Origin of the sequence: Bradyrhizobium australafricanum, assembly GCF_020329495.1 — a bacterium.
Taxonomy (GTDB): Bacteria; Pseudomonadota; Alphaproteobacteria; order Rhizobiales; family Xanthobacteraceae; genus Bradyrhizobium; species Bradyrhizobium australafricanum.
On record NZ_JAGKJL010000002.1, the window covers coordinates 188,707 to 206,825 of the forward strand.

The 18,119-nt window shown below is 65.1% G+C and carries 18 protein-coding genes; 12 read left to right on the forward strand and 6 right to left on the reverse strand.

The window, feature by feature from the left end; translation table 11 throughout:
- Positions 1-322 precede the first annotated feature (322 nt).
- Positions 323-697 (forward strand): helix-turn-helix domain-containing protein, encoded by a 375-nt coding sequence (locus tag J6525_RS02700; RefSeq protein ID WP_225641845.1) that lies wholly within the window; start codon positions 323-325, stop codon positions 695-697.
- A gap of 13 nt (positions 698-710) precedes the next feature.
- On the opposite strand, the gene J6525_RS02705 is transcribed toward J6525_RS02700, so the two are convergent.
- Positions 711-1,016, reverse strand: coding sequence for a hypothetical protein (locus J6525_RS02705; RefSeq protein WP_092079551.1), 306 nt, complete (start codon positions 1,014-1,016; stop codon positions 711-713).
- Between the two features lie 119 nt (positions 1,017-1,135).
- Between J6525_RS02705 and J6525_RS02710 the strand changes: the two genes are divergently transcribed.
- A complete protein-coding gene (locus J6525_RS02710) occupies positions 1,136-2,554 on the forward strand; it encodes an undecaprenyl-phosphate glucose phosphotransferase (RefSeq protein WP_225641846.1) in 1,419 nt (472 codons plus the stop codon).
- 29 nt (positions 2,555-2,583) lie between these two features.
- Here the strand turns inward: J6525_RS02710 and J6525_RS02715 are convergent, their stop codons facing one another.
- The 5 genes from J6525_RS02715 to J6525_RS02735 all read right to left on the reverse strand — a co-directional run bounded on the left by J6525_RS02715 (position 2,584) and on the right by J6525_RS02735 (position 6,064).
- Positions 2,584-3,168 (reverse strand): hypothetical protein, encoded by a 585-nt coding sequence (locus J6525_RS02715; RefSeq protein ID WP_225641848.1) that lies wholly within the window; start codon positions 3,166-3,168, stop codon positions 2,584-2,586.
- Between the two features lie 16 nt (positions 3,169-3,184).
- The gene (locus J6525_RS02720) at positions 3,185-3,961 is read right to left on the reverse strand and encodes a metallophosphoesterase family protein (RefSeq protein ID WP_082654012.1); all 777 of its coding nucleotides are present in this window, start codon (positions 3,959-3,961) and stop codon (positions 3,185-3,187) included.
- Between the two features lie 7 nt (positions 3,962-3,968).
- Positions 3,969-5,252, reverse strand: a complete 1,284-nt coding sequence (locus J6525_RS02725; RefSeq protein WP_225641850.1) for a hypothetical protein — start codon at positions 5,250-5,252, stop codon at positions 3,969-3,971.
- Positions 5,253-5,369: 117 nt separating this feature from the next.
- The gene (locus J6525_RS02730; RefSeq protein WP_225161239.1) at positions 5,370-5,654 is read right to left on the reverse strand and encodes a hypothetical protein; all 285 of its coding nucleotides are present in this window, start codon (positions 5,652-5,654) and stop codon (positions 5,370-5,372) included.
- Positions 5,655-5,758: 104 nt separating this feature from the next.
- Entirely contained in the window at positions 5,759-6,064 is a 306-nt protein-coding gene (locus tag J6525_RS02735) for a hypothetical protein (RefSeq protein ID WP_143029476.1), read from the reverse strand.
- A 297-nt stretch (positions 6,065-6,361) separates the two neighbouring features.
- On the opposite strand from J6525_RS02735, the gene J6525_RS02740 reads away from it, so the two are divergent.
- From J6525_RS02740 to J6525_RS02785, 10 genes are all read left to right on the forward strand, one after another.
- Positions 6,362-7,474 carry a polysaccharide biosynthesis/export family protein gene (locus J6525_RS02740; RefSeq protein WP_092079563.1) on the forward strand — a complete coding sequence of 371 codons (1,113 nt, stop codon included), beginning with the start codon at positions 6,362-6,364 and terminating at the stop codon, positions 7,472-7,474.
- Positions 7,475-7,505: 31 nt separating this feature from the next.
- Positions 7,506-9,020, forward strand: coding sequence for an O-antigen ligase family protein (locus J6525_RS02745; RefSeq protein WP_225641852.1), 1,515 nt, complete (start codon positions 7,506-7,508; stop codon positions 9,018-9,020).
- A gap of 58 nt (positions 9,021-9,078) precedes the next feature.
- Positions 9,079-9,744 carry a hypothetical protein gene (locus J6525_RS02750; RefSeq protein ID WP_225641854.1) on the forward strand — a complete coding sequence of 222 codons (666 nt, stop codon included), beginning with the start codon at positions 9,079-9,081 and terminating at the stop codon, positions 9,742-9,744.
- Between the two features lie 129 nt (positions 9,745-9,873).
- Positions 9,874-12,147 (forward strand): polysaccharide biosynthesis tyrosine autokinase, encoded by a 2,274-nt coding sequence (locus J6525_RS02755; RefSeq protein WP_225641857.1) that lies wholly within the window; start codon positions 9,874-9,876, stop codon positions 12,145-12,147.
- 13 nt (positions 12,148-12,160) lie between these two features.
- Positions 12,161-12,973: a hypothetical protein gene (locus J6525_RS02760; protein WP_225641859.1), complete on the forward strand. Its 813-nt coding sequence runs from the start codon at positions 12,161-12,163 to the stop codon at positions 12,971-12,973.
- Positions 12,970-13,728 (forward strand): class I SAM-dependent methyltransferase, encoded by a 759-nt coding sequence (locus J6525_RS02765; RefSeq protein ID WP_225641860.1) that lies wholly within the window; start codon positions 12,970-12,972, stop codon positions 13,726-13,728. The genes J6525_RS02760 and J6525_RS02765 overlap by 4 nt, the downstream gene beginning before the upstream one ends.
- A 3-nt stretch (positions 13,729-13,731) precedes the next feature.
- Positions 13,732-14,847 carry a glycosyltransferase family 4 protein gene (locus J6525_RS02770; protein ID WP_225641862.1) on the forward strand — a complete coding sequence of 372 codons (1,116 nt, stop codon included), beginning with the start codon at positions 13,732-13,734 and terminating at the stop codon, positions 14,845-14,847.
- The gene (locus J6525_RS02775; protein WP_225641865.1) at positions 14,844-16,136 is read left to right on the forward strand and encodes an O-antigen ligase family protein; all 1,293 of its coding nucleotides are present in this window, start codon (positions 14,844-14,846) and stop codon (positions 16,134-16,136) included. Before J6525_RS02770 ends, J6525_RS02775 begins: the two co-directional genes overlap by 4 nt.
- Positions 16,133-17,452, forward strand: a complete 1,320-nt coding sequence (locus J6525_RS02780; protein ID WP_225641867.1) for an MATE family efflux transporter — start codon at positions 16,133-16,135, stop codon at positions 17,450-17,452. Before J6525_RS02775 ends, J6525_RS02780 begins: the two co-directional genes overlap by 4 nt.
- Entirely contained in the window at positions 17,449-18,075 is a 627-nt protein-coding gene (locus J6525_RS02785; protein WP_225641869.1) for a class I SAM-dependent methyltransferase, read from the forward strand. Before J6525_RS02780 ends, J6525_RS02785 begins: the two co-directional genes overlap by 4 nt.
- Positions 18,076-18,119: the final 44 nt, after the last annotated feature.

Sequence of the window (18,119 nt, forward strand, 5' to 3'; positions counted from 1 at the left end):
CTGTCGAGAGACCGATTGAATATTCTCATTTGCTTCCCGTTTGAGAATGCAAACAGTGCGCCAGTTATCCCGATCAAACTCTCATACACAGAAAGTCGTATAACTTTTTTTATCGGGCCCTTTCAGCGGAGGAATATTCCCCGTATATTCCGCTCAATACCTTGCAGCTTCGGCGTTTCTTCGCACTATGTGTTGCTGCCGACCGGCAAGTTCGAGGCTCCCGAAAGGCCCCCGGGAAACCCTCAATTTGAATTTCCTGTTGCATTTACATAGCTTATAGGCCATGCGATGATTGCTAATCTAGGGGGCAATGAGATGACCAATGAGGCGTCATTCTACTGAGGAGATCAGTTCCAAGGTCAAACAGGCCGAGGAACTCATGGCGCGGGGGCAGTCCCAGGCCCAAGCGTGCAAGGTGCTGGGCGTTAGCGTGATGACATTTCATCGCTGGCGCAAGCAGGAGGCCGCACGTGGCCACCAGGCGAATGGTACTGTTACCGAATTCGCCGCTCGCACCGATGATAGAGATGGGATCCCCCCTGTCCATAACCGTATTGATGAATTACGGCTGGAAAATGAACGGCTGCGCCGTATCGTGACCGACTTGCTGCTCGAGAAAATGAAGATCGAGGAAAAGCTTGCGCTCAGGTCCGGCAGCGGGAGCGGCTTGCCCCGCCGTGGTGAAGCCCAAAGCTGACGTAAGCTATCCGTTAGTGGATGCGTGAAGGCCTGGGAGCCAGCAGCAGCTGGTCGCTCAGATGTGCCTTCTCCGACCTTGCGCGCAGTTCTGCGAAGATCGGACGCAGTCTGGCCTGTGCAAGGTCCAAGCCCCTGACGATGTCCTGATTCGGCATGTCGGCCGGGAAGCGGGCCGCGCGCAGCTTTGTCTCGATCGCCTTGACCAGCACCTCGACGTCGTCGCGGTGCTGGCCCGCGACGAGCTCGGCGCCCATCAGGCGGATGAGATGGAGGAGGGCCACCAGCGCGGCCTCGGTTTCGCCAGCCGATGAACTCATGCGCGCTCTCTATCCGATATCCGCAGCAGGTCTTGCGAGCTCACAACCCGCCTGATAATACACATATGAATTGTTAACACGAATGTTAATTCCCGATGACCGACCTTTCGGACGCTCGATTGGCGAAGGTACCGGTTAACTTCGGCGCCTTCTCGTTGGCTTTCGCCTCCCTCGAGGCGTTTGCCGTCGCGTTCGAGATGATAATCGTCGTGCTGTCCAGCATCGTCGGCGGCGCGGCCTATCACCTCTTTTACTACCACACGGTTTATAGCAGCAGCTTCGAGGGTTTTCTAGGGATCGGGGTCCTCGCCGCCATCCTTCACATGTTCGTGGCGAAGTCGCAGGGCCTCTACAATGCGCAGGTGCTGGCCGGTCTCGACCGGCGCTGGAGCAGCCTGCTCGGCGGATGGCTGCTGGTCGTTCTGCTGATGACCCTGATCATCTTCCTTTTGAAGGTGGGTTCCGGCGTCTCGCGCGGGTCGGTGCTGTCATTTGGCCTGATCGGCGGCCTCGGGCTGGTCGGCGGACGGATGCTGCTGCAGGCGCCGCTGCAACGCGCGATCGACCGCGGCATGCTGGCCACGCGCCGCGCGGTCGTGGTCGGGATGGCGGACGAATTGTCCCGGGTGCGGCAAGCGAGCCTGCTGCGCGATTTCGGCCTCAGCGAGGTGCGACGGGTCCAGCTCTCCGGATCGTCCGACGACGCCGGCGACCGGGCCGCCGTCGCGTCGGCCATTCTTGCAGCCCGCGAGTGCGGCGCCGACGAGATCATCCTGGCCATGCCCTGGCAGCAGGAGCCGCGCATCCAGTTCGTGTGCGATCAGCTGCGGGCATCGCCGCTGCCGGTGCGGCTGCTGCCGGACCGGACCGCGGAGCGGTTCCTGGCACTGCGGATGGTGGCGACCGGCCCGATCCCGACGCTGGAAATGCAGCGCTCGCCGCTTACTTCGCTCGAGCGCGCCGGCAAGCGACTGTTCGACATCGTGGCGTCCAGCGGCCTCCTGGTGCTGTTCGCGCCGCTGCTGATCGGAACGGCGATTGCGATCAAGCTCGACTCCAGGGGGCCGGTCCTGTTCCGGCAGCGCCGCAACGGCTTCGACGGCAAGCAATTCACCATTCTCAAATTCCGCTCGATGCACGTGCTCGAGGATGGCGATATCATCACGCAGGCCCGCCCGAACGATCCGCGGCTGACCGGGATCGGCGCGACCCTGCGCCGCCGCAGCATCGACGAACTGCCGCAGCTGGTGAACGTATTGCGCGGCGACATGTCGCTGGTCGGGCCGCGGCCGCACGCGCTGGCGCATGATGACAAATATTCGAAGCTGATCGCGAGCTATGCAGAGCGCCAGCACGTCAAGCCCGGCATCACCGGTCTCGCGCAGGTGCAAGGGCTGCGCGGCGCGACGCCGGCGATCGAGGACATGCAGCTGCGGGTGGCGCATGACCTCATCTACATCAAGAGCTGGAGCTTCGTGCTCGACCTGCGCATCGTGCTGCGCACGGTCGGCGCGGTGTTGCGTCACAAGGGTATCTGACGGCTGGGCATCTGGGCGCCAGGCGCGCGTTACTGCGGAATGCTCTGGTTGGCGTCCTTGAACTCCGCCTCGATGATGCGCCGGTTGGCGTCGCCAGCCACGCGATAGGCCTGCCCGATCGCGCCCTTCAGTTCCGGCGCCCGCGTGAGGATCAGGCGGATCTGCCGCTGCAGCAGGTCGACCAATTCGACATCGCGCGTGGTGTCGACCTGCGCCAAAAGGATCAGGCGCGGCGCGATCAGGTCGCTGCGGTTGAAGCCGGTATAGTAAGACATCTTGAGCGCCTTCGACGCGGTCGGGTTCAGCCAGTCGAACCGTCCGGTTGCCGAGGCGAGGCCGAACCAGGCACCGGCGTCCATCGGCGAGAGGCGAAGCGCGCGCGTGAACGCGGCTTCGGCCACCTCCGGTGACGTCTGCAATTGGCTCCAGCCGTCGCGCAGCCACAGCTCGCCTCTGACCATGCCGACCTCTGCGGCGATCGCCGGTTTGGCGCGCAATGCATCGGCGGCAAGCCACCAGGTCGACAAGGCCAGCGTCGCCGCGCCGATCGCAGCGGCGGCCGGCACGAAGGCCGGCGAGAGACGCCTCGCATTCCGGCCGATCGCGTCAGCCATCGTGTTAGCCATCGTATTAGCCATGGCGCGCGGCCCGGTTGCCGGTCATCAGCAGGGTTCGCCGGGCTCCCTCAAGCTTGACGCAGGTCAGGCGGCCGGTCGCATAGGCACCGGTGTCGACATTGATGCGGTTGCGCAGCAGCTCGGCCTCATGCACCGGCGTATGGCCGTGGACCACGACCTTGCCGAAATCATCTTCCGAGATCAGGAAGTCGTCGCGGATCCAGAGCAGATCCTCCTTGCGCTGCTGGTTGAGCGCGACGCCGGGCCTGACGCCGGCATGGACGAAGAAATAGCGTTTGTGCACATAACAGAGCGGCAGCGAGCGCAGGAAGGCGAGATGGGCCGGCGGCATCTGGCGGATCAATTGCCGGGCGAGCGCCCTGCGTTCGGAGGCGTCGGGATTGGGCGAGGGCGTCAGGCCGTAGGACATCAGCGTTTGCAAGCCGCCAAACTGCCGCCATTGCGCGAGCATGTCGGGATTGACGAGAAATTCCAGCAGGCAGGCCTCGTGATTGCCGAGCAGGCAGACCATGCTGCGGGTGCGGCGGCGTTGTTCGAGCATGGCGATGACATCGCGCGAATCCGGTCCGCGATCGATATAGTCGCCGAGGAACACCTGGATCGGTCGCGCCGGCCGGAACCGACGGATGTCGGCATCGATGCGGGCGCAGATCTCGTGCAGCAGGTCGGCATGACCGTGGATATCGCCGACGGCGTAGATGCAGGTCTCGTCGCCCTCATGTTCGAGATCGCCGGTCTGGCCGACAAGACGCTGGAGGAAGCTGCGCATCTGGCGTCTAGCCCGCCTGCGACCGTGAACGGCTGATCCGCTGTGCCAGTCCTGTTCCGATCACGGCTCCCAACACGATCACTCCGGGCAGCGCCGGCAATTCCGGCAAGGTGAAGCCAGCAAGCAGCAGCGTCAGCAGGACGGCTGCCGCCGATGCAGGGTAGGACCAGTCGCGGCCGCGATTGCGCGCACCGGCCGTGAACGCTGCGATGCCGACGATGATAGCCGCAACTAGAGTCCAGAACATGGCGGAACCGAATTGCGCGATCAAGGCCGCCGCGCTGGTCGCAACCACGGGGCGCGTGGTGGCGCCCTGCCAGTCCATATAGGTCGACGCCAGCGTTGCCGTGGCGCCGGCGCCGCTGCCGAGCGCGGGCAGGTCGGCGAGCAGATTGTGGGTCGATTGCACAAACTCGGACGGTGCATGAACAAAGGCGACCGCAAGCGGCACGTCGGGATGACGGTTGCCGATCGCCGTCGCCAGGGCGATCAGCGCGATCGCTGCCGCAGCAGCAGCGCTGCTCCAGCGGTGCAGATGAAGTTTCCGCGCGGCGAAGGTCATCAGGACGAGGGCGATGCCCGCGGCAATCGCGATCGCGGCGCCGCGCCGCCCAACCCAGCAGGCGCTGACGGCGCAGAGCAGCGCGGCGGCGGCGAGCAGCCAGCGCAGCCGTGTCAATTGGGCTGCGGTGCGACCATCGGCGTGTCCACCGACGTCGAGCGCGCGCGCAACACTGAGCGGAACGCCAACGAGAACGACGACCAGGAATCCGTTTGCCGTCTCATCGCGGGCAGCGCCAGGCCAGACTTTGACCGGATCGCTTGACAGCAGCAGGATCAGGGCCGCGACGGCCGCCGTTGCTGCAATGGTGCGGGCCACCATATCGGCGCGGCGGGCGTCGATCGCGATCGCGGCGGCGGTGATCATGACTGATATGAGTGACAGCCAGATCAGCAGCGCGCCGAGGCTTGCGCCGGTGTCGATCGTGATGCTGCCGCTGAGCTGTGCTCCCAGCGTTTCGCCGGCGAACTTCCACACCGGATGCGCCAGGGCTGCCAGTGGAAGCATCTGCAGGATGATCCAGAGCATCGGCAGAAGCGCCGCCGCAACAGCGGGACCGGCGACCGACTTGAGGAACGACAGCTCACCTGGACGGATCGCCAGCAGGCTTGCGAGCAGCCCGAGCGACGTCGCCGCGCCGACGAGACCCGTCGCGAGCGATGCGTCGATGAGACCGAGCGGAATCGACGCCCCGATCAAGATGCAGATGAAGGCCGTGACGTTCCACACGAGAGGGGGAGGTCCTGCAGAATGGCGGGCGCGCGCGCCCAAGGCAGCGGGATGCCCCGGGCTTGCCGCGAGGTCAACGAAAATCGGGCACGCCAAAGGGGGCAGTGTTATGCCCTGCTATTGCGAACGGCGCAGGGCGAGACGTGGCGTCGAGGTGCGAGACCAGAACAGCGACGCGAAGGTGCTTGCCAGATATCCGACTTGCAGCGCTACGATCGCAGCGATCATGAGCAGCGCGGTTTCCGACCACGACAGGCGCGCGCCCCCGATGGCGGCCAGCAGCGCGACTTCCGCGAGCGCCACCGGCGCCAGCACCAGACAGTGCTGGCGCAGCCCGAGAACGGTGCCGCCGATGAAATTGCCAAGGAAAACAAATAACATAACCAAACCCTGCGCCCGCATGATATCGGGCCGGGCCTAAGCCGGGGTTAACCCGCACGTCGCAGAGCCGTCGGCGCGGTGCCGGCCGACCTCGATGACCTGTGGTTTTGTTAGTCGATTAACATTCAGAACGGACGCAGATCGCCGTAACTATAGGCAGCCCAATAATCGCGGCCGCCATACGGTCCATAGGCGCCATAGAGCGGCGCGCAGGAGTAGCGATCGGGACAGCCGTGCCAGCAAACCCGTTTCCACTGGCAGACGTCGCCACGACAATATTGCAGCCGCTGACAGTTGCCGCTGACCCGTTGCACGGCGCGCGGCCCAGGGGAAATACCCAATTCAGCGGCAAAAACTGAGCTGCCAACAGAACCGCCCAACAGCAAGGCGACCATTCCCAACGCGATCGCCAGTGGCTTCAAGCGGGCCATCGAACCCTCAATTGGTTAACTCAAACCATCTCATTCACAGATAACGGGAACATCGGACGAAAGCAAAGCCGGAGTGACGGCGCGCGGGGCTTTGTCTCACGGCGGTGCGCCGGTGTCGCCGAATTGCCTCACCTCGCTAACATTATTTATCAATTGCATCGCAATATATCGCGGAAACTTGTGATTGTGATAGTCGGCGTGTTACGGCACGGCCGGAGTATTTGAATGTCGCGTGCGAATTTCATTCGGGTAATGTTAATGCTTGCGGTCGCCTGTTGGGTCAGCGGTTGCCATTACATGCCGACCAACGGTCCGACGAGCTCCGATGTCGTGGCCGGGCAGCGCGATCCTGAAAGCCTGCCCTATGCGATGGTCAAGATCACACCGCAGATCGAGAACGTGCTGGCGTCATTCGCACCGCAACTCGCCGGTGGCATCCAGGGCCCGCCGCCGAAGGACATCCACTTCGGCATCGGCGACGTCGTCAGCGTCACGATCTTCGAGGCCGCCGCCGGCGGTCTGTTCATTCCGGTCGAGGCCGGCGTGCGTCCCGGCAACTACATCACGCTGCCGAACCAGAACGTCGATACCGACGGCAACATCTCGGTGCCCTATGCCGGCGCGATCCGCGCCAAGAACCGCACGCCGACCGAAGTGCAGCGCTCGATCGTCGATGCGCTGAAGAACCGCGCGATCGAGCCGCAGGCCGTGGTCGCCCTGATCGAGCAGCGCACCTCGCTGATCTCTGTGCTCGGCGAGGTCAATTCGCCGAACCGCTTCCCCGCCAATGCCGCGGGTGAGCACGTGCTTGACGCCATCACGCGCGCCGGCGGCCCGAAAGGGCAGGGTTTTGACACATGGGTCATGCTCGAGCGTGACGGCAAGCGCACCACGGTGCCGTTCGGCCAGCTGGTCTACGAGCCCAAGAGCAACATCTACGCTCATCCCGGCGACACCATTTATGTCTACCGCGAGCCGCAGACCTTCGTCGCCTTCGGCGCGTCCGGCGCGCAGGGCCAGTTCAATTTCGAGGCCTGGCGCATCTCGCTCGCCGAAGCCGTCGCCAAGGCGGGCGGCCTGAACGACTCCTCGGCCGATCCGGCTTCGGTGTTCGTCTATCGCGGCGAACTGCCGGAAGTGGCGGCCAAGCTTGGCGTCGACGTCAGCAAATATTCAGGGCCGATCATCCCGGTCGTCTACAACATCAATTTCCGCGATCCGGCCGGCTATTTCCTGGCCACGCGTTTCCAGTTGCGCAACAAGGACGTGCTCTATGCGTCGAACGCGGCATCCGTCGAGGACGCCAAGGTGATGCAGCAGATCCGCCTCGTGACCGCAACGGCGAACGATCCGATCGTAGCCGCCTACAACGCAACCTTACTTCGTAATTCGATCAAGCTTGCGCCCTGATACTGGGGCGTGAGCCGGCACGGCCGGCTTCATGACACGCTTAAGATTAGCTTCCGGCTCAAGCGAGGCGACGGCGTTGCCGTGGCCGGTGCGCTGGTCATCGTGGCTGTTCTGCGCCGTCGTCGCTTTGGCGCCTCTGCCGCTCGGCTCGGTCGGTGCTGTTGCGCCCGCGATCTGGTCGATCCTGCTCGGGATTGCACTGCTCGGGGTGTTGCCGATGCGCCTGCGCGGCAGTCAGCTCATGATCCTCGCCGTGACGGCGCTGTTGACGGCGCTTGCCATGCTGGTGCTGCACGAGCAGTCGGCGCTCCACCCCTGGTCGGGTGTGGCGCCGAACGCGTTGTGGGCGGAGGCCGGCAAATTGCTGCCTGCCGAGTTGCCGCCGGCCGTGTCGATCGCGCGCGGTCAGCCGTTCTATTCGATCGGCGTCGGAATCGTTTGCCTGCTCAGCTTCGCCATCGGCGTCGTGCTCGGTGCCAACCGCGGACTGGCGCGCGGGTTGTTGCGGGCGGTGGCCGCGGCGGGCCTGGTCTATGCGATCTGCGGCATCATCACTTTCGTGATCGATCCCACCCGGATCTACCTGCTGCACGAGAAGCAGGCGCACCTGGCGTGGCTGACATCTCCCTTCGTCAATCGCAACACGGCCGGCATCTATTACGGTTGCTGTGCGCTAATCTGGCTGTTGTTCGGCTGCGAGCTGATCGAGCGGCATTGGCCGCCGCGCCGTGCCGGCCTGTCACGGCTGCTCGGGCGCCTCGATATGCCGGCGCGGCGCCGGCTCGCCGGCCATGCGTTCGGCTGGCTCACTTGCCTGCTGGCGATGTTTCTGACCGGCTCGCGCGGCGGCGTCGGGATCTCGTTGCTCGCCGCGGTCGCGGCTGCCGCGATCTTCTTTCGCAAACGGGTGCCGCGCCGCTACGGCATGATCGTGGCGCTCGGGGTCGGCAGCCTGGTCGCGCTGGCACTGCTGCAGCTTCTCGGCGGCGGCGTTGGCGCGCGCTTCAGCACGATGGGCCTGTCCGATGAGGGACGGTTCTCGACCTATCGCGCAACGTTGCGGATGATCTGGGATCACCCGTGGCTCGGCGATGGTTTCGGGACCTTCGAATTTGTTTATCCGGCCTATCGCACCGACGACATCTCGCTGCGCGGGACCTGGAACCGGGCACACAACAGCTGGCTCGAACTGGCGTCCGACGGCGGAATGTTAATGGCCGGCGCCGCCATGATCGCGCTGCTCGCGGCGTTCGTCGTGCTCGCGCATGGCGTGCGGACCCGTCGCCGCGACGTGATCGTGCCGCTCGCGGCGCTCTGCGCGTCGGTCGCCGGCGCACTCCATTCGATAATCGATTTCTCGCTCCAGATCACCGGCTATGCCGTTGTTATCGCGGCCTTGCTCGGGGCAGGCCTGTCGCAATCCTTCCGCTCCGGCCGGGGCGCCGGCGGTGGCGGCACCGACCGTGACGCCAGTGTTACGGTCGGGCGGCCGGTTAACGCTGATTTCGCGCGCCAACGCCCGGCCGCGGCCGGCGAGGCTATTTAATTGGCGCGATAACTCTGACTATGCTAACGAACTGTTAGTATTCGTTAGGGAGATAGCTGTGTTCACATTTGAGCGATCCGGCGGCTTTTCCGCCCCGCGCCTGGCGACGTTGGTGGTGATGTTGGTGCTCGCGACACCCGGTGGCGCGGCGCTGGCGGAGACACCTGGCGGGCTGATCCAGCTGTCCCAGGCGGTCACCAATTTCAAGGCCAATCCCGAGCAGCTGCTGACCCAGTATCCGAATGCAGGCGTGGAGTTGACCTCGCGGGCGCGCGACTTCGCCCTCAACGATCCGACATCGCTCGATCCACTGATTGCGCTGCTCGCCAAGGCAAGCAAGGACCAGAAGACGGCGATCGCCGCCGGTCTCGCCCAGGCCGCGCGCATCGTGGTGCGCAGCAACCAGCCCTACGCGACGCGCATCCAGCAGGCGATTGCCGACACCAAGGATCTCGACACCGTGATGGCGTTTGCTGCTGCATCGGGTGACAGCGGCACCGCGGCGACCGGCGCCGGCGGCGCGGGCAGCGCCGGCGCATCCGGCGGCCAGAGCAGCGCGCTGGGCGCCAGCGGCGCCGGCGGCGGCACGCTCGAGGCCATCGACGGCAACAGCGTGAACACCGGCATCTTCAGCTTCACCTCGTCGGTCAGCAGCTCGGGCAGCACGACGACCGGTACGGCCGCGGGCACCGGCACCACACTCATTTCAACAGTCACCCCCTGAGCGGACGTCCAATCGCCAATGGAGAACTTTCTGCAGCAACGCGCTTCGGTGTCGGCGGCGGGACGCTTCCCAGGATCATTGGAGGGCGCGAGGGCAGGATCCATCCTGCCGGCGCGACGATAGGACGAGATGCTTCAGCGCAACCAGATTTCGCCGTCTGTCGATCTGAGAAATCGTCCGGCTGAATTGCCGTCGCTGGCGGAAACCTTCGACGCCTTCGTCACCTATCTGCTCCGGCAATACTGGGTCATCCTCGGGACCGCCGCGCTCTGCCTGTTCGGCGGCATCTGCTACCTGGCGACGGCGGCGCCGAGCTATACGGCGCTTGCCACGATGATCATCGACACGCGCAAATTCCAGGCCTTCCAGCAGCAATCGCCGGTGAGCGAGGCCCCCGTCGATTCCGCCGCGGTCGAGAGCCAGGTCGAAATCCTGAAGTCGGAGAATGTGGCGCTCGCGGTGATCCGCGACCTCAAGCTCAACGAGGATCCGGAATTCGTCGGCTCCAGGGCCGGCGCGGTAGGAGCCGTGCTCGATTTCGTGTCCGGCCTGCTCGCCGGCGGGGCGCCGCCCACCGAATTCGACCGGACCCGGCGCGCGGTCCGCACGTTCCAGAAGCAGCTCGACGTCCGCCGCCGCGGCATGACCTATGTGATCGAGGTCAGCTTCCGTTCGCTCGATCCCGAGCGCGCGGCGCAGATCGCCAACGCCGTCGCCGACGCCTACATCGTCGACCAGCTCGATTCCAAATATCAGGCGACGCGCCGCGCTAGTGTCTGGCTGCAGGACCGCATCCAGGAGCTGCGCACGCAGGCATCCAACGCCGAGCGCGCGGTGCTCGACTACAAGAAGACCAACAACATCGTCACCTCCAGCGGCAAGCTGCTCAACGAGCAGCAGCTCGGCGAGCTCAACACCCAGCTGCTCCAGGTGAAGTCGCAGGTCACCGACGCCAAGGCCAAGCTCGACCGCATCGAGGCGGTGGTGAAGGGAGGCGTCCCCGATGCGACGGTGGCCGATACCCTGAACAACCAGGTCATCACCAAGCTGCGCTCGCAATATCTCGAGCTGGCCAACCGCGAGGCCGACTGGTCGTCGCGCTACGGCTACAATCACCTGGCCGCCGTCAACCTGCGCAACCAGATGCGCGAGATCCAGTCGTCGATCATCGATGAGCTGAAGCGGCTCGCCGAAAGCTACAAGAGCGACTATGCGATCGCCCTGCAGCGCCAGAACGAGATCGAGCGCGCCGTGAACGACTCGGTGTCGCAGTCGCAGTCGACCAACCAGGCGCAGGTCACGCTGCGTGAGCTCGAGAGCTCGGCGCAGACCTATCGCTCGCTCTACGACAATTTCCTGCAACGCTACATGGAAAACGTGCAGCAGCAGTCGTTCCCGGTCAGCGAGGCGCGGGTGATCACCCGCGCCTCGCGTCCGCTCAGCAAGAGCCATCCGCAGACCTTGGTCGTGCTCGCGCTCTCGGCGCTCGGCGGCCTGATCGCCGGGCTCGGGCTCGGCGTGTTGCGCGACCTCTATGACCGGGTGTTCCGCACCGCTGAAATGGTCGAGACGATCCTCGATGCCGACTGCGTCGCCATCGTTCCCCGCGTCTCGCCGGGCCAGATCAAGGCGCCGGTCGCCGGTCGTCCGAATCTGCCGATCGGTCCGCGCACGATCCGGCGCGGCGACGAGCCGGTGCTGTGGGCGGCGATCGATTCGCCATTCTCGCGATTTTCGGAAGCGATCCGCTCGATCAAGGTCAATGCCGACCTCAACGTCACCAAGCCGTCGAAGATCCTCGGGCTGACCTCGGCGCTGCCCAACGAGGGCAAGTCGACGCTGGCCTTCGTATTTGCGCAACTTGTTGCCCAGAGCGGGGCCCGCGTGCTCCTGATCGATTGCGATCTGCGCAATCCCTCGCTCAGCCGCAAGGTCGCCGCGACTGCCGAGCGCGGCATCCTCGACGTGTTGTCGAACAATGCGACCTTGCAGGACACGCTCTGGCGCGATCCTGAGACCGGCCTCGCCTTCCTGCCTGGCGCCACGCGATCGCGCATCGCGCATTCGCACGACGTGCTGGCCTCCGATCAGATGAGGGATTTCATCGACGGGGCCCGCAGCCATTATGACTATGTGATCGTCGATTTTCCGCCGCTCACGCCGGTGGTCGATGTCCGCATCACCGCCCACTTCGTCGATTCCTTCGTCTTCATCGTGGAATGGGGCAAGACCCAGGTGCAGGTGGTCGAGCGCGCGCTGCGCAGTGCGCGAGCGGTCAACGAGAACCTGCTCGGCGTCGTGCTCAATAAGGCCGATATTGCCGCGATGAGCCGCTATAGCGGCTATGGCGGCAAGAACTACTATTACAACTCGCACTATGGGCGATATGGCTACACCGAGTGAGACGCACGGCGGGATGCCCGGGCGCGCAGCCGCCTGGCTTGCGCGCGGCTTCCTTGCCGCGGTCGCATGCTCGTCCGTCGCCTGGGGCACGACCACTTTGCCGGCCTTTGTCGACCAGACCCGGCTCGACGGCGCAAAGGACCTGATCCTTCGCAACGTGCCGGTCAGCGACGCCGAGCTCGATGACCTCGGTCTGTTGCTGTCGCGCGCCGTGGCGGAGAAGGATTGCATGCCGGCCATCGATCGCAGCGCGGCGGTGATCCGGCTGCGGCGCGCCGAGAACGCGCTTGCATCCGGCGATCGAGTGGATGACCGGATGGGCGAACTCGACGCGGCCGTCCGCAAATCGCTCGGCTGCGCGCCGGCCGATCCCCATCTCTGGCTCGTGCTGTTCTGGCTTCGCAATATACGGCAGGGCTTGAGCGACGCCAATTTCGATTTGCTGCGGATGTCGTACCGGCTCGGACCCAATGAGGGCTGGATCGTGGTCAAGCGCAGCGCGATGGCGCTCGCAATGTTCGACGCGCTGCCGCCTGACCTTTCGTCCGACGTGATTGCCGAGTTCGCGCGTCTTGTGAAGACCGAACTGTACACCGAGGCAATCGATCTCCTGAAGGGACCGGGCTGGGCGCACCGCGACACGCTGCTGGCCGGCCTTGCAGCTGTCCCGCAACGGAACGTCGACATCCTGACCCGCGCCATGGCCGACATTGGATACGATCTCGATCGCCGCTCGCCGGCGGAACGGCGCAATTGGGAGCGCAAATCATACGACCGCCTCGACGAGCTTGCCCGAATGCCGCCGGAGGCGAGCGCTAAGCCATGACGATGGAATTTTGCATCGGACAGCACAACGCGCATTATGAGGGCGTCTATTCGGCGCAGGAGCGCGACTGGCGCCGCGTCTGCGCGGTCGACAAGGCGGATCATATCGCGGGCTTGCTCGGCGCAGCCGCCGCGAAGGTCGGCAATGTGCTCGAGGTCGGCTGCGGCACCGGCGCCGTGCTGGCGCGGCTGTCGGCGATCGGCATCGGCCGCGACTTCACCGGCATCGACGTGATCGATCCCGCGACCAATCTGGAGATCGACGGCGCCGCTTCAGCCCCGTTCCGCTGGTCCAGCTATGACGGCGCGACGATCCCGTTCGCCGATGGATCGTTCGACCTCGTCTATGCCAGCCACGTCCTGGAGCACGTGCCCGAACCGCGCGCATTCCTGCACGAGCTCACCCGGGTCGCGCGGACCTTCGTCTATGTCGAGGTGCCGTGCGAGCTGCACGCGCGGACCAATCGCCGGGCGTTGCAATCGACGCTCGACATCGGCCATATCAATTTCTACACGCCCGACACGTTCCGCCTGGTGCTGGAGACCGCAGGGCTCCACGTCACTGGCTTCGGCACCTATGACCACAGCCTGCCGGTTCACGCCTTCCACTCGTCGCGGGTGAGGGGGCTTGCCAAAAGCATTGTGCGGAAGTCGCTGTTGTCGGTCGGTCCGGCGTTCGCGACCAGGCTTGCGACTTATCATTGCGGGGCGCTCTCCCGGCGTGACGAGGCGCAGGCGCTGCCGCGGGACCGGTAAGCCATGGCGCCGCGCGTGGTCGTCTTCAACAACATGATCACACCCTACACCAACCGTCTCTACAACGAGCTGGCCAGCCGCGGGCTGGATCTCGCCGTGCTGTCCTGTACACAGCAGGAGGCCGATCGCTCCTGGGCCGGCTCGTTCACGCCGCGCTACATCACGCGCACGGTGCCGGGTGTATCGATTCCGCTGTCGCGGTCGCGTCACACCCACGTCAATATCGGGATCGGGCGCGCCTTGAACGCGCTCGCGCCCGACCTGCTGTTCGTCAACGGTCTTTATCCCTCGATGTTGGCCGGCGCGGCATGGGCGCGCGCCAACGGCAAGGCGCTCGCGCTGACGATCGACGGCTGGCGCGAGACGATGCCCGACACCGCCTATCACCGCCTGGCGCGGCCCTGGCTGCTGCGCCAGTGCGACGCAGTGGTGTGTTGCAGCGACAAGGGCAGGGCGTATTTCCGCGGCGAGGGCGTTCGCGCCGACGATCTGTTCGTGGTGCCGTTGGTGCCGGCATGGGATCCGCCGGCGGTTGTGCCGGCATTCGACGACCGTCCATTTCATCTGCTCTGGTGCGCCCGCCTCAATGACAACGCCAAGAATGCGATCTTCTTCGAGAACGTCGCGATCGCGCTTGGCCGGTTCGTGCCCGGGCTGAAGGTGCGTGTGGTCGGGTCCGGCGCCGCCGAACGGCGCATGCTGGCACGGCTCGGCGGTGCCGGCATCGATGTCAGCCACGACAGCTACCTGCCATGGCAGGCGATATCGGAGGTCTTTCTGCAGTCGCGGCTGCTGCTGCTGCCTTCACTGCTGGAACCGTGGGGCCTGGTGTGCAACGAGGCCCTGCAGTGTGGGGTTCCGTGCCTGGTATCGCCCCATGTCGGGGCAGGCGGCGAGTTGGTCCGCGACCGAGATAACGGCTATGTTTGCGCGCTCGATGAACAGGTTTGGGTCGACGCGGCGCGCAGCTTGCTCGAACATCCCGCGCGCTGGGAGGCGATGTCGCGGCAGGCCCGGCAGAGCGTGCGACGCGATGCGCTTGCCGACGCCGCGGCGCGTTTTGCGGCCGCGGTCGATCATCTCTTGAGGGCTCCGGCCCGGCAGGAGGCCGTGCAATGATCGGCAGATGGTGGCTGCGAACCGATGTCTTTCTGCACGCCTATCTGGTGATGGTGCTCGGCTGCATCTATTTCCTGTTCAATTTCATCGAGGGCATCTCGTTCGCGGAAAGGGCCGGGGAATCCACGCTGTTCCGCGGCGCCTGGCTGCTGCTCTACATCCTCCTGGTGCTGCACATAGCAATCGATCGGAAGCGCTTCGGCCTGCTGATGCTGCAGTCGCATCTCTATCTGACGTTCATCGCCTTCGCCCTGGTATCACTGGCGCTGAGCACGGACCCCGCCGGCTCGTCGATCAAGTTCGCGATGTATCTGTTGACCACGATGTTCTCGGCATGGGTCGTGATCAGCTGCCCGGTCGATCGTCTCGTCGATACGCTGTTCCGGATCGGGATCGCGGTGCTGATCGTTCACGTCCTGCTCTTTCCGGTGATCGGCTCGCAATGGGATTACGACCCGCTGCACCGGCCGACGGTGCTCGGAACCCAGGCCTATGCCGGCGTGTTCGGTCACAAGAACCTCGCGGGCGCCTTTTTCGGCCTCATGGTGCTGATCTGCTTCGTGCGCATGCTGGCAGGGCCGCGGCGGCAATTCGGCTGGACGCTGCTGCTGATGGGATGTCATTTTTTCGCGCTCGCTGCGGCCGGCGCCGCAGGACCGCTGATCAGCATGTTGACGGCGCTTGCCGTAACCTTCGGGCTTCTGTTGGTGGTGCTCGGGCACAGGGGGGCTGCCTCGATCTATTGGCTCGGCCTCGCCTTTGTTGCGCTTGTCGTGTTCGCCGTGCCGAGCGACGAGTTGTATGGGCTGGTCGGCCGCAGCGGAAACCTGACCGGCCGCTCGTTCCTCTGGTCGGTCTGGCCACACTTCTTCTGGCAGCACCCCTGGCTCGGCTACGGGTTTTCGGGATTCTTCAACGAACTGCCGAGCTCGCCGGTGAACGAGCTGACGAGCATGGCGCCGTGGAATACAGAGTTCGGCTCGTTCGAGAATTCCTATCTCGACGCCTTTCTCCAGTTCGGCCTGCTCGGCGGTGCGTTCTATATGCTGCTGCTGGCGCGCGCGTTGTGGAACACGATCGTCTTTGCGTTCGAGCGGACAGGGATGTACTGGCTGGCACCATTCGCGATGCTGCTGTTCGTCGTGATCGCGTCGGCCAATGACTCCAGCCAGTTGCTGCACAACTATTTCGGCTGTGTGCTGGTGTTCTGGTGCTATTTCGGCCCGGAGGCCAGGTTGCAAATGGTGCCGCGGCGGACATTCAACAGATTGCGGGTGAGTGAGGCGTGAGTGCGTTGACCGACAGGCTGGACCGGGTGGCGGCTCAGACCCGGGTCCCCGGTGCCGTGAGCGGGTTGCTCCGCCGGCTGCGGCGGGCCGGGGGCAATGTCGCGCTCGGCCTGATCGATCAGGCGCTGCTGAGCGGCTCGGCGTTCGTGCTGACGATCGTGCTCGCGAATGTGCTCGACATCAATTCGTTCGGCAGGTTCAGCGTCGCCTGGTCGCTCTCGATCCTGATTGAGGCAGTGTTCCTGCGCGGCTTGTTCGACGACGGGCTGCCGGCGGCTGCGCACCGCATCCCGAAATCGATATGGCCGCAGCTGCGGCTCGGCCTCTATCTGGCGTCGTTGCTCGTCTCGGGTGCGCTCGGCCTGTTGCTGGTGGGTGCGGGCCTTGTGATCACAACCGTCGGCGGGGACACCGGCGGGCTCGTGATCGTAACCGGGCTTGCGATCCCGGCGGTTCGCCTGCAGAGCATGTTCCGCCGGATTTGCTATCTCGACGGCAGACTGCCGCGTGCGCTGGCGTCCTCGCTGACCTATTGCGTGGCGCTGGTCGTCTCGGCCGGGCTGATGATCGCACTCAAGCTCACCGGCGCCGCCGCGGCGATGGCGTGTATCGCGATCTCGGCCGCGCTCGCCGGCGGCCTGCTGCTGGCCCACACCAGCGAGCTGGCCTGGCCGCAAGCCAGAATCTTCCGCGGCTCGCTGCGGCGGCTGTTTCGGAACGGGCGCTGGTTCGTCGCGACCTCGCTCACCTACTGGATCGGCAGCATCGGGCTGATCCCGGTCTGCGGCTTCCTGATTGGGCTGGACGCGAGCGCGTCGCTGCGGATCCTGCTGTTGGTGTTCGCACCGCTCAGCCAGTTCTGCGCGACGATGTTCTCGGTTCGCCTCCCGGAAATCGCGGCCGAACTGCGCGCCGGCCGGCGCAGCGCAGTCGCCGCTGCCGCGCGCGAGAATGCCCTGCTGCTTGGGTCGATCGCCGCCGCCTATGGCACGGTGGTCGTGCTGCTCGGCCAGCGCATTCTGGCGCTTGTCATCCACGGACAGAGCTATGAGATCGGCACCGGCAGCCTCGCCTTGATGGGAGCTGCGATGGCGCTCGACGCGGTGTGGCTCGGCCTCGCTCTGCCGCTGTTTGCGACCGGCAAGCCGCAGCGATTCATGCTGAGCCGGATTGCCGGCCTCGTCGCGCTGTGCTGCGTCCTGCCGTTCGCGGCGGAGGCCTGGCAGGTGATGGGCGCGGTTGCGGCGATGGTGGCCTCCAGCGCGGCGTCGGTGATCACGGTCGTGCTGACCAATTCGGCGCGGGAGCGGACATGACCGGCGACGCGCGCGGCGGCTCGCTCGAAAAGCTGCATATCGGCGCCTTCAATTGCGGCATCGACGGCTGGATCAATACCGACATCACGATGCACCTGTGGATCGCGCGGGTGCCGTTCGCGGCGAAAGCGCTGCATCTCGCTGGCGTGCTGAGCGATGCCCGCTATGCCGAGCATCGCCAGGGCAAGTTTGCCGGGCTGCGCCACATGAACCTGACGAGGCCGCTGCCGTTCGCGGATCGCAGCCTCTCGGCGGTATTCAGCGCGCATGTCTTCGAACACCTGTTTCCCGACGAGGTCGAGCGGCTGGCGCGCGAGATCGCGCGGGTGCTGGCGCCTGGCGGGGTGTGCCGGATCGTCGTCCCCGACATGGAGCGGATCGTCGCGCTCTACGATCCGGCGGCGCCGCAGGCTTTCCTCAGGAGCGTGTTCGAGATCGATCGCCGCAAGGAGGCCGCCTTCGCGCATCACTGGGGCTTTACCCGCGCCTCGCTCGCCGCGCTGTTCCGCGACGCCGGCTGTTCGGAAACCCACACCCGTGCCTATCGCGAGGGCGTCTGTCCCGACATCGACCGGCTCGACAACCGGCCGGACGAGTCGATCTTCTTCGAGGCCATCAAGTGAGCGTGGCAGGAAAATCGATGCATCGTAGCGTGAGGGATCGCGCA

Coding starts and splice junctions, on each gene's coding strand:
- J6525_RS02720 (WP_082654012.1), bottom strand. CDS start 3,961: ATGCGCAGCTTCCTCCAGCGTCTTGTCGGCCAGACCGGCGATCTCGAA.
- J6525_RS02735 (WP_143029476.1), bottom strand. CDS start 6,064: ATGGCCCGCTTGAAGCCACTGGCGATCGCGTTGGGAATGGTCGCCTTG.
- J6525_RS02730 (WP_225161239.1), bottom strand. CDS start 5,654: ATGCGGGCGCAGGGTTTGGTTATGTTATTTGTTTTCCTTGGCAATTTC.
- J6525_RS02775 (WP_225641865.1), top strand. CDS start 14,844: ATGATCGGCAGATGGTGGCTGCGAACCGATGTCTTTCTGCACGCCTAT.
- J6525_RS02770 (WP_225641862.1), top strand. CDS start 13,732: ATGGCGCCGCGCGTGGTCGTCTTCAACAACATGATCACACCCTACACC.
- J6525_RS02740 (WP_092079563.1), top strand. CDS start 6,362: ATGCCGACCAACGGTCCGACGAGCTCCGATGTCGTGGCCGGGCAGCGC.
- J6525_RS02785 (WP_225641869.1), top strand. CDS start 17,449: ATGACCGGCGACGCGCGCGGCGGCTCGCTCGAAAAGCTGCATATCGGC.
- J6525_RS02715 (WP_225641848.1), bottom strand. CDS start 3,168: ATGGCTGACGCGATCGGCCGGAATGCGAGGCGTCTCTCGCCGGCCTTC.
- J6525_RS02760 (WP_225641859.1), top strand. CDS start 12,161: ATGCCCGGGCGCGCAGCCGCCTGGCTTGCGCGCGGCTTCCTTGCCGCG.
- J6525_RS02705 (WP_092079551.1), bottom strand. CDS start 1,016: ATGAGTTCATCGGCTGGCGAAACCGAGGCCGCGCTGGTGGCCCTCCTC.
- J6525_RS02755 (WP_225641857.1), top strand. CDS start 9,874: ATGCTTCAGCGCAACCAGATTTCGCCGTCTGTCGATCTGAGAAATCGT.
- J6525_RS02745 (WP_225641852.1), top strand. CDS start 7,506: ATGACACGCTTAAGATTAGCTTCCGGCTCAAGCGAGGCGACGGCGTTG.
- J6525_RS02700 (WP_225641845.1), top strand. CDS start 323: ATGAGGCGTCATTCTACTGAGGAGATCAGTTCCAAGGTCAAACAGGCC.
- J6525_RS02765 (WP_225641860.1), top strand. CDS start 12,970: ATGACGATGGAATTTTGCATCGGACAGCACAACGCGCATTATGAGGGC.